This is a genomic window from Mesorhizobium sp. ArgA1 (assembly GCF_053714375.1).
In genome coordinates, this window is the sequence record NZ_JBSKBQ010000001.1 from 1,423,326 (window position 1) to 1,437,518 (window position 14,193).

Below are 14,193 nucleotides of genomic sequence, written 5' to 3' on the forward strand. Positions count from 1 at the left end.
AGCGCCAGTGACGTGGATTGACCATGCAGCGGCTGGCAGTCAGCCGTCAGGCCGGCTTGGCCCCGAACCGTGCGCGGTAGGCGGCCGGCGTCGTGGCGAACTGCTGGCGGAAATGATGCCGCAATGTGCCGGCCGCGCCGAAGCCGGCGGTCTCGGCAATCCGCTCGATCGGCATGGCCGTGTCTTCCAGCAGAGTGCGCGCCCGCGAAAGCCGTTCCGAGAGCAGCCAGCGCGCCGGCGTGACGCCGGTTGCGGCCGCGAACCGGCGCAGAAATGTCCGCTCGCTCATCCCGGCAAGTTGGGCCAAAGTGGCGACGGGATAGTCGGCGGAAATATCGGCGCGCATCCTGTCGATCAACGGTCCAAGCCGGCTGCGCTCGTGCGGCTCGGGCACCGAGCTCTCGACATATTGCGCCTGGCCGCCGTCGCGGTGCGGCGGCACGACCAGGCGGCGCGCCACCATGTTTGCCGTCTTGGTGCCGAAGTCGCGCCGCACCAGATGCAGGCAAAGATCGATGCCCGCAGCACTGCCGGCCGATGTCAGGACATTGCCCTCATCGATGTAGAGCACATCGGGAACCACTGTGATGTCGGGATAGAGTTCCGTCAGCTTCTCGCTATAGCGCCAATGCGTCGTCGCCCTTTTGCCTGCCAGCAGGCCTGCGGCGGCAAGCACGAACACGCCCGAACAGATCGAAAGAATTCGGGCGCCGCGCTCGTGTGCCTTTTGAAGCGCCTCGATCAGCGACGGCGGCACCGGCGACTCCGATCCGCGCCACCCAGGCACGATCACTGTGTCGGCTTGGCCGATCAGATCGGCTCCGCCATCGGCAACGATGCGCACGCCGCCCAAAGCGCGCATTTCACCGCCATCGATCCCGGCGACCGCAAAACGGTACCAATCCTCACCCATTTCCGGCCTGGGCAAGGCGAAGATCTCAACCACCACGCCGAACTCGAATGTGCACAGCCCGTCATAGGCAATGGCAACGACAAGCGGATTGACAGGATGGGAAGATGCATTTGGCATGATCTTGACGATATATGGCAAAGCTGCCAGCTGCAATCGCCCTGCCCGGTGCTTTATCTCTCCGTCGCATCAGCAACGGAGATTAGAGATGAGCTACGTGACAGAGACTCCCGCAGCATCGCCGGAAATTGCCCGCGACCACTTCCTGCGCCGGCTTTCCGTCGAGACCGACTGTTCCGACGTCGCCGCTGCGCTGCGCGCCGGAGAGCAGGACTTTGTCCTTCTGCATGTGGTCGGTTCGCCGGAAGCCTATGAGCTCCGCCATGTACCGGGCGCTCTGCATTTGCCGCACCGCGAGATAGCGGCCGAGCGGATGGCGGAGTGGCCCGAACAGACGCTGTTCGTCGTCTATTGCGCGGGACCCCATTGCAATGGCGCGGATCGGGCGGCCTTCAAGCTGGCCAGCCTCGGCCGTCCGGTGAAGATCATGATCGGCGGCATCACCGGCTGGGAGGACGAGGATCTTCCATTCGCCTCAGGCAAGGAGCCGGGTACCCTGCGAGCATGATCCCGAGGCCAAGCTCGGCGCGTAAAGCAGCACTTGCCGTCCGCCCCTTCGAGCAACGGGATGGCGACTGGCGCTCTACGACATCGTGTCGAGTTTGCGCTGCATGGCGGCGATCTGGTCCTTCAATTCCTGAAGGTCGTCGCCACTCTTTTCCGGCGCTTCCTTGCGGGCCGGTTCGGGCGCAGCCCCCGCAGCGCCATTTGAGGTGGCTGACGGGAACGGCGTGAACAGGCGCATGGCGTTCTGGAACATTTCCATGTTGCGCCGCGTCTGCTCTTCCAGCGCTTTGATCGGCGTGGCGATCTTCATCACGTCGAGCGGCGACTTGCCGATCGCGCCTTTCATCTGCTCGCGGAAACGCTCCTGTTCCTTGGAGAAGGCGATCATCGACTGCTCGAGGAAGCTCGGCACGATCATCTGCATCTGGTCACCGTAGAAGGCGATCAGCTGGCGCAGGAACGGGATCGGCAGCATGTTCTGCCCATCCTTGTTCTCCAGTTCGAAGATGATCTGGGTCAGCACCGGATGGGTGATGTCGTCACCGGTCTTGGCGTCCTGGACCGTGAACTCTTCGCCCTTCTTGACCATCTCGGCCAGATCCTCGAGCGTCACATAGGTGCTGGTGCCGGTGTTGTAGAGACGGCGGTTGGCATATTTCTTGATAATGATTGGGTCGTCTTTCGCGGCCATCAGCATCCTCCCGGGGACACCGGCGCGCCTGAGTAAGCCGCCGGTAACGATTGCGCCATTTTTAAGGATATGCGCAAAAGCTTCATAATTCCAAGCGCTTTGTGCAGTGCGGCATCATTTATTGCTGCATGGCGGGCTAAATATGCTGCGCAGCAATGGCCAGGCGATCCCGCCGGCCGCTCGCGCCCTGCTTGCGGCGCATGGCCGGCATGCCCATTTCCGGTTTGACTTGGGGTGTGGAACGGGCAAGAAAAGTCCCAACAACACCCAAGAACACGACACCTCGAAGTCTGGAGAGAAAAATGTCCGCTTCCAATTCAATCGTCGTCGCCAGCGCCGCACGCACCGCTGTCGGCTCCTTCAACGGCGCCTTCGCCGCCACACCGGCGCATGAGCTTGGCGCCGTCGTCATCAAGGAGCTTTTGTCGCGTGCCGGTGTCGAGCCGGGCGAAGTCGATGAGGTCATTCTCGGCCAGGTGCTGACGGCGGCACAGGGCCAGAACCCTGCCCGCCAGGCGTCGATCAATGCCGGCCTGCCCAAGGAGACCACCGCCTGGGGCCTCAACCAGGTTTGCGGCTCGGGCCTGCGCGCCATCGCGCTCGGCATGCAGCAGATCGCCACCGGCGACGCCAAGGTGATAATCGCCGGCGGCCAGGAATCGATGTCGCTGTCGCCGCACGCCGAGCACCTGCGCGCCGGCGTGAAGATGGGCGACTACAAGATGATCGACACCATGATCAAGGACGGCCTGTGGGACGCTTTCAACGGCTACCACATGGGCAACACCGCCGAGAACGTCGCCCGCCAGTTCCAGATCACCCGCGACGACCAGGACCAGTTTGCGCTCGCTTCGCAGAACAAGGCCGAGGCCGCGCAGAAGGCCGGCAAGTTCAACGACGAGATCGTCGCCGTCACCATCAAGGGCAGGAAAGGTGACACCATTGTCGATCAGGACGAATACATCCGTCACGGCGCCACTATCGACGCCATGACCAAGCTTAAGCCAGCCTTCGACAAGGACGGCACGGTGACCGCCGCCAACGCTTCCGGCATCAATGACGGCGCTGCCGGCGCCCTGCTGATGACCGAGGCCGAGGCATCGCGGCGCGGCATCACCCCGCTGGTGCGCATCGCGTCCTGGGCGACCGCCGGCGTCGATCCGGCGATCATGGGTACCGGACCTATTCCCGCTTCGAAGCGGGCACTGGAGAAGGCCGGCTGGTCGGTCAAGGATCTCGACCTCGTCGAGGCCAATGAGGCCTTCGCCGCACAGGCCTGCGCCGTCAACAAGGGCATGGGCTGGGATACGTCCATCGTCAACGTCAATGGCGGGGCGATCGCCATCGGCCATCCGATCGGCGCGTCGGGCGCGCGCGTCTTCAACACGCTGGTTTTCGAGATGCGCCGCCGCGGCGCCAAGAAAGGCCTCGCCACGCTCTGCATCGGCGGCGGCATGGGCGTGGCGCTGTGTGTGGAAGCGATTTGAGAAAAATAGAGTGAATGGTGAATGGCAAATGGTGAATGACGGATAGCCACCCGTCTTCGACCATTCACCATTCACTATTGACCATTCACCAGGGAGGAGGAACTCAATGTCCAAAACAGCAATCGTCACCGGCGGATCGCGCGGCATAGGTGCGGCGATCTCGATCGCTTTGAAGAACGCCGGCTATTCCGTTGCCGCCAACTATGCCGGCAATGACGAGGCGGCGAAGAAATTCACCGCCGAAACCGGCATCAAGACCTATAAATGGTCGGTCGCCGACTACGATTCCTGCGCCGCGGGGATCAAGCAGGTCGAGGCCGATCTCGGCCCGGTCTCGGTGCTGGTCAACAATGCCGGCATCACCCGCGACGCCATGTTCCACAAGCTGACGCGCGAGCAGTGGAAGGAAGTCATCGACACCAACCTCTCCGGCGTCTTCAACATGACGCATCCGCTGTGGGGCGGCATGCGCGACCGCAAGTTCGGCCGCGTCGTAACCATCTCCTCGATCAATGGGCAGAAGGGCCAGGCCGGGCAGGTCAACTATTCCGCCGCCAAGGCCGGCGACATCGGCTTCTCCAAGGCGCTGGCCCAGGAAGGCGCCCGCGCCGGCATCACCGTCAACGTCATCTGCCCCGGCTACATCGCAACCGAGATGGTCAAGGCCATCGATGAAAAAGTGCTCAACGAGCGCATCATCCCGCAGATCCCTGTCGGCCGCCTCGGCGAACCGGAAGAGATCGCGCGTTGCGTCGTCTTCCTCGCCTCCGAGGACGCCGGTTTCATCACCGGCTCGACAATCACCGCCAATGGCGGCCAGTACTTCGTCTGACCGAAATCGCACGGCTCAAATGCAAAGGTACCGGCGTCTTCGCCGGTACTTTTGTTTTGAGCGTGATGTGTATCGGTTCAGGCGACCAGCTTGAACTCGCGCTTCGCCGACGGCTTGCGCATGCCGGGCTGCTTCGGCGTCGGCAGCCTCGCCATATCGGCCCGGCTGAGACCTGACAGCTTCAGCGAAATCCTGCGCTTGGCGATCGGGTTGATGTTGACGAAGCCAAGCACGAGGTTACGCAGGAAGCGCCTCAACGGGGTGCGCGTCAGCGCCATGCCGGTGAGCCTGCCCGCCAGTTCAATCACCTCCTTGGCCGCCGGCCGGCGAAGCGTCTCATAGAGGTCGAGCTCGCTCTCCGGACGAATTCCGTTGATCACGTCGCCGAGCAGTTCTCCCAGCACGACGGCGTCGATCAGGCCCGTGTTCATGCCTTGGCCGCCGGCCGGGCTGTGCACATGGGCGGCATCGCCCATCACGAACAGGTTCCCCTTGCGATAGGATTTGGCGATGCGGTGATGGACGCGGAAGCGCGTGCTCCAGCTTAGATCGAGAACCCGCGCCTTGCTGGCGGAAGGGCCACGGCTGTCCAGCAGCGCCTGGACGTCGGCGATGCCAGGCCGCTCCGGCGCCTCATCCATGGTCGCGACGATGCGGTAGGACCCATCCGGCAGTGGCGCCACGACAACCAGCCCGGCCGGCGAGAACAGCAGCGAGACTTCCGTCGGCCCGAGCGGCCAGTCGAGGCGGACGTCTGCGAGAACAAAGGAGCCGTCATAGGCCTCACCGTCGAAGCCGATGCCCGCTGCGTCGCGGACCACGCTGTGCATACCGTCTCCACCGACGACGTAGCGTGCCGCGATCGTGCTTTCGCGGCCGTTCTGGACAAGGGTAACGCGTACACCGTCCTGGTCCTGCGTCAGCCCCTTCGCTTCGACGCCGCGATGGATGGCGCCGCCCAGTGCGGCGATTCGTTCGGCCAACACCTTCTCGGTCAGGTTCTGCGGGATCATCAGCACATAAGGGTATGCTGTGGGCAGACCGGCGAAGTTGAGATTGACCAGCGTCCGGTCGCGGTCGCGGATGGCAAAATTGTCGAGCTTCAGCCCGAGTTCGACCAGGCGCCCGGTGACGCCGAGCGGCTTCAGTGTTTCCAGCGTCTGCGCATGGATCACGCCGGCGCGTGAGGTGTTGAGGCCTTCGGCGAGACGGTCTACCAGCACATGGTCGACGCCTGCCTGATGCAAAGCAATTGACAGCGCAAGGCCAGTTGGGCCGGCGCCAATGATCAGGACTTCGGTGGTATCGGGCAACATTTTCTGGCTCCATTTGTCAACGATTGGTGACTTTTAGTTTGAGCGCTTGAATTTGTCAACAGTCGTTGGCATATGAATTTTCATGATTACGAATCAGCCTAAGAAACCCAGCAAATCCGACCGTACCCGCGCACAAATCCTGGACGCCGCCAGACAGCTTTTCGCCGAGCATGGCTATGATGGTGCCTCGATCCGTGACATCGCCGCACGCGCGTCGATCGATCCGGCAATGGTGATCCGCTACTTCCACAGCAAGGATGAACTGTTCGCCAGGGCAGCGCTGTTCGACCTGCAACTGCCGGCAACCCAAGTGACCGACGAAAGCTCGATCGGTGATGCAATTATCCGACGCTTCCTTCGAACATGGGAAGGTTCGGTCAACGCCACCGGCATGGTCATCCTGCTGCGTTCAGCAGCATCGAACGAATTCGCCGCCGACAAAGTTAGGGAGATCTTCGCTACGCAAGTGAGACCGGTCGTTGCGGCGTTCGGCGACCCTGCCGACGCCGGCCGCCGCGCCGGACTTGTCGCCAGCCAATTGCTTGGCCTGGCGACCTGCCGCTATCTGCTGCAGCTTCCACCGGTCGTTGCCCTGTCGCATGATGAAATCATCGCCAGCATCGGCCCGACCTTGCAGCGCTACGTCACCGGAGCGGCGGCGACCTGAAAGGTCGCCAGCCGACGGCTATAGCTGATCACTTGTGCTGTTCCGGCACGCAAAGATTAACAGCTCCGGTCCCCCTCTGTGCGAAACCCTCCTCACAAGCGGTGAATTCTCGGTGGACAAGCTGTGGATAACACAACATGTTGGGGTGAACAAAACGGGAAAGTTCCCCACATCGCTAATTTGTCGCCGATTCGTTCCGGCTTTGACCGGAACGTTAACGACGAAGACCCAAACCGCCAGCCAAATGGTTAAGTTCGGTTAGGAAAAGTCAATAATTTCATAACCTTGACGGCGGTCTATCGGAGCGTGGCCAGGCTTCGCCGGCAAAGGTCAACGGGAACGCTCGCCCTGCATGAATCGGGCCAGTTTCAGAGATTCAGCATGTGGTGAGAATCCCAGTGCCAAAATCCACATGTAGCCGTGAACAAAAGCTGAACCAGCTGGAGTCACCGATTCGTCGCCGATTCGTTCCAGACTCGTTCCAACTTTTTAATCGGAAGAGAATCCTGACCTCGAAGGAGACGCCAAAACTGCCGGCCGGAACATTCCGCTTTCGCTTCGCGCTCGAAATCCCTATGTGTCGGCTGTCATACGCGCCATGCGAGGCGCGCTCCCGACAACACGATGCAGAAAGCCTCATTTCCGGGCCGATGAACATCCAGCCGAAACACACCGAGCCGCTGATCCTGTCGGGCCGCGACGTGACCGCCGTGCTGGGGCCGACCAATACCGGCAAGACCCATCTCGCCATCGAGCGCATGGTGGCGCATGAGAGCGGCATCATCGGCCTGCCGCTCCGCCTTCTGGCGCGAGAGGTCTACGCCCGCGTCTGCGAAAAGGTCGGCGCCCACAAAGTGGCGCTGATCACCGGCGAGGAAAAGATCCAGCCGCCCGGCGCGAAATATTCGGTCTGTACCGTCGAGGCCATGCCGCGCGAGACCGACGCTGCCTTCGTCGCCATCGACGAGGTGCAGCTTGCCGGTGACCTCGAACGCGGCCACATCTTCACCGACCGCATCCTGCACCTGCGTGGCCGCCAGGAGACGCTGTTGCTTGGCGCGGCCACCATGCACGGCATCCTGCAACGGCTGTTGAAGGGCGTCTCTGTTGTAACGCGTCCCAGGCTGTCACACCTGGCCTATGCCGGCTCGAAGAAGCTGACCCGGCTGCCCCGGCGCACGGCGATCGTCGCCTTCTCCGCCGACGAGGTCTATGCCATCGGCGAACTGATCCGCCGCCAGCAGGGCGGCGCCGCCGTCGTGCTGGGCGCCCTCAGTCCACGCACCCGCAACGCCCAGGTGGCAATGTTCCAGGCGGGCGATGTCGACTATCTCGTTGCCACCGACGCCATCGGCATGGGTCTCAATCTCGATCTCGACCATGTCGCCTTTGCCCAGAACCGCAAATTCGACGGCTACCAGTACCGCAATCTGACGGCGGCCGAGCTCGGCCAGATTGCCGGCCGGGCCGGCCGGCATCTGCGCGATGGCACCTTCGGCGTCACCGGCCAGGTCGATCCGCTGGACGAGGACCTGGTCAAGCGCATCGAAGGCCATGAATTCGATCCGGTGAAGGTGCTGCAATGGCGCACCGCGCATTTCGATTTCGCCAGCCTCGATGCGCTGAAGCGCTCGATCGAGACCAACGCACCGGTCGAAGGCCTGACACGGGCGCTGCCGGCGGTCGATGCGCAGGCGCTCGAACATCTCTCCCGCGACGAGGACATCCGCGCGCTCGCCACCAATGCCAAGCGCGTGGCGCTGCTGTGGGAGGCCTGTGCTCTCCCTGACTACCGCAAGATCGCGCCGGCCCAGCATTCCGACCTCATCGCCTCGATCTATACGGACCTCGCCAAACACGGCCATGTCGACGAGAACTATATGGCCGAGCAGGTGCGCAGGGCCGACACGACCGAAGGCGATATCGATACGCTGTCGCACCGCATTGCCCAGATCCGCACCTGGACATTCGTGTCCAACCGGCCGGGCTGGCTGGCCGATCAGGCACACTGGCAGGAAAAGACGCGCGAAATCGAAGACAGATTGTCGGATGCGCTGCATGAGCGGTTGACGAAACGGTTTGTAGACCGCAGGACTTCCGTCCTCATGCGGCGCCTTAGAGAAAATACAATGCCTGAAGCCGAAATCAGTCCTACCGGAACCGTCCTTGTCGAAGGCCATCATGTCGGCGAGTTGCAGGGGTTCCGCTTCACCGCCGACCAGAGCGCTGGCGGCGAAGACGCCAAGGCCGTGCGTACGGCGGCGCAAAAAGCGCTGGCCGCCGAGTTCGAGGCGCGCGCCGAACGCTTCGGCGCCTGCGCCAATGGCGATCTCGCGCTCGGCTCCGACGGCACGCTGCGCTGGATCGGCGCACCGATCGGCACGCTGGTTGCGGGCGAAGACGCGCTGAAGCCGCGCCTTGTGCTTTTGGCCGACGAGCAGCTGACCGGCCCCGCTCGCGACAAGGTCGCCGCGCGCGCAGAGCGTTTCGTCAATTTCCAGATCGAGTCCCTGCTGAAGCCGTTGGTCGACTTGAAGAATGCCGAGCAGATCACCGGCATCGGCCGCGGCATCGCCTTCCAGCTCGTCGAACATTTCGGCCTTATCAACCGCCGCGACATCGCCGAGGAGATGAAGTCCCTCGATCAGGAGGGACGCGCCGCCTTGCGCCGGCTCGGCGTGCGCTTCGGTGCCTATCACGTCTTCGTGCCGGCGCTGATCAAGCCCGCGCCCGCCGGACTGATCACGCTTTTGTGGGCGCTGAAGAACGACGGCAAGGACAAGCCCGGCTTCGGCGACGTCGTGCACGCGCTGGCCTCCGGCCGCACCTCGGTGGTCATCGACCCGGCTTTCGACAAGACTTTCTACAAGCTCGCCGGCTACCGTAATCTCGGCCGCCGCGCCGTGCGCATCGACATTCTGGAACGGCTGGCCGATCTGATCCGCCCGGCGACCAACTGGAAGCCCGGCCTCGGACAGCGCCCGGACGGCGCCTATGACGGACAGTCCTTCATGGTGACGCCGCCGATGATGTCGATCCTGGGCGCAACCGCCGACGACATGGAAGAGATCCTGAAAGGTCTCGGCTACCGCGCCGAGCCAAAGCCGGCAGCGGATGTGAAGGCGCGGCTGGAAGCGCAGGACAATGCCGCGCGGGAAGCCGCGGCGGCCAAGCTGGCAGCGGACGCAGCTGCAAAAGCCGAACAGGCCAAGGCGGCGGAAGCCGCCGCAACTGACACTGTCGCCGAAACGCCAGCCGACGGTTCTGAACCGGACGCGACTGCCGTCACTAAGGTTACAGCTGAGGAGCCCGTTGCCGAAGTGGCAGCGGAGGCTGTTGCAGACGCTCAGCCGGAAACTCCAGCTGAGGTTAAGGACGACGTGCCGGCGCCAGCAGCCGAAGCCGTTGCAGAAGAGGCACCAGAAGCTCCGGCCGAAGCTGGAGAAGAGACTAGGCTTGCGGCGGAGGCTCTCACTGAGGAACCTGCCGGCGAAAGCGCCGGAGCCCCTACCTCCCCCTCGATGGGGGAGGTCGCGTCGCGAAGCGACGCGGGTGGGGGTGACAACGCCGACGGTGCAGATACTGCCGAAGCCGGCGCTCCCCCCGCCCCGGCGCTGCGCGCCGACCCTCCCCACGAGGGGGAGGGTGGAAACGCTGCGCCTGCCCCAGAGGCTGAAGAACCAAAGCCGATATTGCTGTGGCGGCAGGGCCGTTTTGAGCAGCGCCCACGCCATCGGCACGAAAACCGCCGGGACAATCGTCCGCGCAACGGCCAGGCTGCCCGCACCGATGCGCCTGCCGACGCTGCCGGCGGACAGCCCGCAACCGGCGAACGGCCGGCCTATCAGGGCCGGCGCGACCAGCGCGACGGCGCTGCCAAGCCGCGCTTCGACCGTTCGAAGTTCAAGCCCAAGCCGCAGGCCGAAGGCGAACAGCGCCGCGACGGCAAGCCGCAAGGCGAGCGTCGCGAAGGCCGCCCCGATTGGAAAGGCAGCAGGCCGGAAGGCAAGGGCGGGCCGCAAGGGGGCAAGCCGGCCTTCCAGCCCAAGCCGCGCGAGGAGCGTCCCATGCGCTTCGATCCGGATTCGCCCTTCGCCAAGCTCGCCGCCTTGCGCGACCAGCTGAAGAAGTAGGGTCGGCGCGCTGCGATGGTTGCTGAAGGTCGTCAGCGCATCGACAAATGGCTGTTCTTTTCGCGCGCGGTAAAATCGCGCTCGCTGGCGGCCAAGCTGGTGATCGCCGGACGCGTGCGCGTTAACAGCGACAAAGCAGCGCAGGCATCGGATCTGGTCAAACCAGGCGACGTTTTGACCATCACGCTCGAGCGCCGCATCTCCGTCTGGAAGGTGCTCGGCACCGGTGTGCGACGCGGCCCCGCCGAGGAAGCGCGCACGCTCTATGAGGATCTGTCACCGCCGCCTGCGCCCAAAGGCGAGGCTGTCGCCGATGCCATTCCCGCGTTGCGCGAGGCCGGCAGCGGCCGGCCGACCAAGAAAGAGCGCAGGCAAACCGACCGGCTGTTTGGGGACGACTGAGAGGATCTGCGGTCTCCGCCGTGCCGGTGATCTGGAATTCCATTCCGGAAGCGCCGGTCCCACCGGCAATGGCCGCCCTTGCAAGCGGCAGGCAAAGGCGTTACCTCACCAAAAAAGCCTGATAAAATCGGGACGTCCCGGAGCCGACCAATGACCTATGTCGTGACCGACAACTGCATCAAATGCAAGTACATGGACTGCATCGAGGTCTGTCCGGTCGACTGTTTCTATGAAGGCGAAAACATGCTCGTCATACATCCCGACGAGTGCATCGACTGCGGCGTCTGCGAACCGGAATGCCCGGCCGATGCGATCAAGCCCGACACCGAGCCGGGTCTCGATAAATGGTTGCAGGTCAACACCGAATACGCCGAGAAATGGCCCAACATCACCGCCAAGAAGGAGCCTCCGGCAGACGCCAAGACCTTCGACGGCGAGGCCGGCAAGTTCGAGAAATATTTCTCCGCTGAGCCAGGCGAAGGCGACTGATGCTACGGCCGACTTGGCCGTCATAACGCCGCGTAACGCGCATCACAGATTACCTGCCTTGACAGGCGGCGATGTTGCTCGGCCTTCGCGTTTGCAGCAAAACCTTGATTCTCCCTACTTTTTGTGCTACATCAGCTGAAACATGCCGGTGACACAACGTCGATTTATGGCGCAAGCGCCCAAAATCACTGAAAGGTGAAATCCCCAATCGGACCAGAGCAATCTGGGCCAGGCAGTCGCTATGTATGCGGTTTGCCGGTCCCGGCTTTTTCCGATGGGTTCATCTGTTGTGCGGCTAACGATCGGCTTCCCCGGTCGCACGCGTTCGGACCGGCAGGCCGCCGGTGCCACAACAAGGAGTTCAGGGCGTAATGGCAACGATCACCCCGCAGAAGAAGTCCACCGCGGCACGTCACGGTTTCAAGACCGGCGAGTACATCGTCTATCCGGCGCACGGCGTCGGCCAGATCGTCTCGATCGACGAGCAGGAAGTTGCGGGCCACAAGCTGGAACTGTTCGTCATCGACTTCCAGAAGGACAAGATGCGCCTGAAGGTGCCGGTCGCCAAGGCGACCTCCATCGGCATGCGCAAGCTGTCCGAAGAGGATTATGTCGAGCGCGCGCTGAAGGTCGTGCAGGGCCGCGCCCGCGTCAAGCGCACCATGTGGTCGCGCCGCGCCCAGGAATATGATGCCAAGATCAATTCGGGCGACCTGATCTCGATCTCGGAAGTCGTGCGCGACCTCTACCGCGCCGACAACCAGCCGGAGCAGTCCTATTCCGAGCGTCAACTCTATGAGGCCGCGCTCGACCGCATGGCCCGCGAGATCGCCGCGGTCAACCGCATGTCGGAAACCGAAGCTGTGCGCCTGATCGAGGTCAACCTCAACAAGGGCCCTAAGCGCGGCGCCAAGGCCGACAATGAGGAAGCCGAGCAGGAAGAAGCTGCCTGATCGCTTTTGCAGTCGAATTCATGAAAAACCCGGCCTCGGCCGGGTTTTTTGTTTTGAACCCTACCCTCCCCCTTGTGGGAAGGGTCGCTGCGAAGCAGCGGGGTGGGGGTGCGTGGCACCTGCCCCCACCCGGACCTTCGGTCCTACCTCCCCACAAGGGGGAGGTAGGGAGCTCTGCCTAAGCTTCCTTCTCGGCTTCCTGCTTCAGCGTGGCGATAAAACGCTTCGTCCGCTCCCGCTCGGGGGTGGAGAACACCTTTGCCGCAGAGCCTTTCTCCACAACCACGCCGGCGTCGAGGAACACCACCTCCTGCGCGATCTTGGAGGCAAGCCTGAGATCGTGCGTTGCCATCACCATGGTCGTGCCTTCGCTGGCGAGTTTTCCCAGCACGTCGACCACTTCCTGCGCCAGTTCGGGATCGAGCGCCGAGGTCGGCTCGTCGCACAGCAGCACCTTTGGCGACGGAGCAAGCGCGCGGGCAATCGCCACACGCTGCTGCTGGCCGCCCGACAGCGTCGCCGGCCATGCATCGGCCTTGTGCACCATCCCCACCTTTTCCAGCAGCGCCAGCGCTCGCTCGCGCGCCTTGGCCGTTGGCCATTTCAGCACCGTCACCAGCCCTCCATGACGTTCTCGATTGCGGTGCGATGCGGGAACAGCTGGAAATTCTGGAACACCATGCCGGTCTGCAGCCGCAGCCGCTGGATGTCCCGGCTGAGGATCTTGATACCCGGTCGGAATTCCAGCGTCTCGTCGCCGATGCGCACCGTGCCGGAGGTCGGGATCTCCAGGAGGTTGATACAGCGCAGCAACGTGCTTTTTCCCCCGCCGGACGGGCCGACCAGCGCGGTGACGCCGCCTTCGGCAATGGTGACCGTCACGCCTTTCAGCACCAGATTGTCGCCGAAGCGCTTTTCGATGTCGGTGAGGCCGATCATGAGCGCGCCTCCAGAAAGCCGCCATAGCGGTTCAGCCGCTCCTCCAGCCGCGTCTGCAAGGCCGATAGCACCGAGCTCATTGCCAGATAAAGGATCGCCGCTTCGACATAGAGGATCAGCGGTTCATAGGTGGTGGCGACGATGCGCTGCGCCGCCTGGAACATCTCCGGCACGGTGATGGCGGCGGCCAGCGAGGTATCCTTGACCAGAGAGATGAAGGTGTTGGACAGCGGCGGCACCGCGACCCGGCCGGCTTGCGGCAGGATGGTGCGCCGCATCGCCTGGCTCCAGGTCATGCCGATCGAATAGGCCGCCTCCCACTGCCCTTTCGGCACCGAGCCGATCACGGCGCGGATGATTTCGGAACTGTAAGCGCCAATATTGAGGGTGAAGCCGATCAGCGCCGCCGGAAACGCATCGAGCAATATGCCGACCGAGGGCAGGCCGTAAAAGATCAGGAACAGCTGCACCAGAAGCGGCGTGCCGCGAAAGATCCAGACATAGAAGCGAACCACGGCGACCAGAGGCTTCGGACCGAACAGTCGCACCAGGGCGACAACCAGCCCGACGAACAGGCCGAGCGCAAACGACAGCAGCGTTAGCGGTACGGTGAAGATCAACGCCGCCCACAGCAGCGTCGGCAACGAGTCCAGCATCAGGCACAGCCAGTGCGGCACGAACGGCTCCTTCCCTCACAGACTGCCGGCCATGACCGGGAGTGCGATTGTGCTTCTCATATCATGCGAA

Annotated in this window: 12 protein-coding genes and 1 pseudogene; 8 read left to right on the top strand and 5 right to left on the bottom strand. The window is 63.2% G+C overall.

From position 1 onward, the window contains the following. Window positions 1-46 precede the first annotated feature (46 nt). A complete protein-coding gene (ftrA, locus tag ACWGTI_RS07025) occupies window positions 47-1,030 on the bottom strand; it encodes a transcriptional regulator FtrA (protein WP_454586388.1) in 984 nt (327 codons plus the stop codon). Between the two features lie 88 nt (window positions 1,031-1,118). Here ftrA and ACWGTI_RS07030 point away from each other — a divergent pair, with 88 nt between their 5' ends. Further along, window positions 1,119-1,538 (top strand): rhodanese-like domain-containing protein, encoded by a 420-nt coding sequence (locus tag ACWGTI_RS07030; protein ID WP_454586389.1) that lies wholly within the window; start codon window positions 1,119-1,121, stop codon window positions 1,536-1,538. Between the two features lie 75 nt (window positions 1,539-1,613). On the opposite strand, the gene phaR is transcribed toward ACWGTI_RS07030, so the two are convergent. Next, window positions 1,614-2,228, bottom strand: a complete 615-nt coding sequence (gene phaR / locus ACWGTI_RS07035; RefSeq protein ID WP_454586390.1) for a polyhydroxyalkanoate synthesis repressor PhaR — start codon at window positions 2,226-2,228, stop codon at window positions 1,614-1,616. Window positions 2,229-2,530: 302 nt separating this feature from the next. On the opposite strand from phaR, the gene ACWGTI_RS07040 reads away from it, so the two are divergent. Both ACWGTI_RS07040 and phbB read left to right on the top strand, forming a co-directional pair. Then, the gene (locus ACWGTI_RS07040) at window positions 2,531-3,715 is read left to right on the top strand and encodes an acetyl-CoA C-acetyltransferase (RefSeq protein ID WP_454573023.1); all 1,185 of its coding nucleotides are present in this window, start codon (window positions 2,531-2,533) and stop codon (window positions 3,713-3,715) included. Window positions 3,716-3,821: 106 nt separating this feature from the next. Then, window positions 3,822-4,547, top strand: a complete 726-nt coding sequence (gene phbB / locus ACWGTI_RS07045) for an acetoacetyl-CoA reductase (protein WP_454586391.1) — start codon at window positions 3,822-3,824, stop codon at window positions 4,545-4,547. A 77-nt stretch (window positions 4,548-4,624) separates the two neighbouring features. Here the strand turns inward: phbB and ACWGTI_RS07050 are convergent, their stop codons facing one another. Continuing rightward, the gene (locus tag ACWGTI_RS07050) at window positions 4,625-5,863 is read right to left on the bottom strand and encodes an FAD-dependent oxidoreductase (RefSeq protein WP_454586392.1); all 1,239 of its coding nucleotides are present in this window, start codon (window positions 5,861-5,863) and stop codon (window positions 4,625-4,627) included. A gap of 82 nt (window positions 5,864-5,945) precedes the next feature. Here ACWGTI_RS07050 and ACWGTI_RS07055 point away from each other — a divergent pair, with 82 nt between their 5' ends. The 5 genes from ACWGTI_RS07055 (at window position 5,946) to ACWGTI_RS07075 (ending at window position 12,507) form a co-directional block, all read left to right on the top strand. Then, entirely contained in the window at window positions 5,946-6,530 is a 585-nt protein-coding gene (locus tag ACWGTI_RS07055; protein ID WP_454586393.1) for a TetR/AcrR family transcriptional regulator, read from the top strand. A 650-nt stretch (window positions 6,531-7,180) separates the two neighbouring features. Continuing rightward, complete coding sequence (locus ACWGTI_RS07060; protein ID WP_454586394.1) at window positions 7,181-10,663, top strand: helicase-related protein; 3,483 nt, start codon at window positions 7,181-7,183, stop codon at window positions 10,661-10,663. A 15-nt stretch (window positions 10,664-10,678) separates the two neighbouring features. Beyond that, a complete protein-coding gene (locus ACWGTI_RS07065; protein ID WP_454586395.1) occupies window positions 10,679-11,065 on the top strand; it encodes an RNA-binding S4 domain-containing protein in 387 nt (128 codons plus the stop codon). A gap of 150 nt (window positions 11,066-11,215) precedes the next feature. Beyond that, complete coding sequence (gene fdxA / locus ACWGTI_RS07070; protein ID WP_027031582.1) at window positions 11,216-11,554, top strand: ferredoxin FdxA; 339 nt, start codon at window positions 11,216-11,218, stop codon at window positions 11,552-11,554. 371 nt (window positions 11,555-11,925) lie between these two features. Further along, the gene (locus ACWGTI_RS07075) at window positions 11,926-12,507 is read left to right on the top strand and encodes a CarD family transcriptional regulator (protein WP_006327799.1); all 582 of its coding nucleotides are present in this window, start codon (window positions 11,926-11,928) and stop codon (window positions 12,505-12,507) included. Window positions 12,508-12,685: 178 nt separating this feature from the next. On the opposite strand, the pseudogene ACWGTI_RS07080 reads toward ACWGTI_RS07075, so the two are convergent. Together ACWGTI_RS07080 and ACWGTI_RS07085 are read right to left on the bottom strand one after the other, a co-directional pair. Then, window positions 12,686-13,446 (bottom strand): annotated as a pseudogene (locus ACWGTI_RS07080) (amino acid ABC transporter ATP-binding protein). Next, entirely contained in the window at window positions 13,443-14,123 is a 681-nt protein-coding gene (locus tag ACWGTI_RS07085; protein ID WP_454586396.1) for an amino acid ABC transporter permease, read from the bottom strand. The pseudogene ACWGTI_RS07080 and the gene ACWGTI_RS07085 overlap by 4 nt, the downstream one beginning before the upstream one ends. Window positions 14,124-14,193 lie beyond the last annotated feature (70 nt).

Excerpts from the sequence above, each read along its gene's own strand:
- ftrA (WP_454586388.1), bottom strand. The coding sequence starts at position 1,030 with ATGCCAAATGCATCTTCCCATCCTGTCAATCCGCTTGTCGTTGCCATT.
- ACWGTI_RS07030 (WP_454586389.1), top strand. The coding sequence starts at position 1,119 with ATGAGCTACGTGACAGAGACTCCCGCAGCATCGCCGGAAATTGCCCGC.
- phaR (WP_454586390.1), bottom strand. The coding sequence starts at position 2,228 with ATGGCCGCGAAAGACGACCCAATCATTATCAAGAAATATGCCAACCGC.
- ACWGTI_RS07040 (WP_454573023.1), top strand. The coding sequence starts at position 2,531 with ATGTCCGCTTCCAATTCAATCGTCGTCGCCAGCGCCGCACGCACCGCT.
- phbB (WP_454586391.1), top strand. The coding sequence starts at position 3,822 with ATGTCCAAAACAGCAATCGTCACCGGCGGATCGCGCGGCATAGGTGCG.
- ACWGTI_RS07050 (WP_454586392.1), bottom strand. The coding sequence starts at position 5,863 with ATGTTGCCCGATACCACCGAAGTCCTGATCATTGGCGCCGGCCCAACT.
- ACWGTI_RS07055 (WP_454586393.1), top strand. The coding sequence starts at position 5,946 with ATGATTACGAATCAGCCTAAGAAACCCAGCAAATCCGACCGTACCCGC.
- ACWGTI_RS07060 (WP_454586394.1), top strand. The coding sequence starts at position 7,181 with ATGAACATCCAGCCGAAACACACCGAGCCGCTGATCCTGTCGGGCCGC.
- ACWGTI_RS07065 (WP_454586395.1), top strand. The coding sequence starts at position 10,679 with ATGGTTGCTGAAGGTCGTCAGCGCATCGACAAATGGCTGTTCTTTTCG.
- fdxA (WP_027031582.1), top strand. The coding sequence starts at position 11,216 with ATGACCTATGTCGTGACCGACAACTGCATCAAATGCAAGTACATGGAC.
- ACWGTI_RS07075 (WP_006327799.1), top strand. The coding sequence starts at position 11,926 with ATGGCAACGATCACCCCGCAGAAGAAGTCCACCGCGGCACGTCACGGT.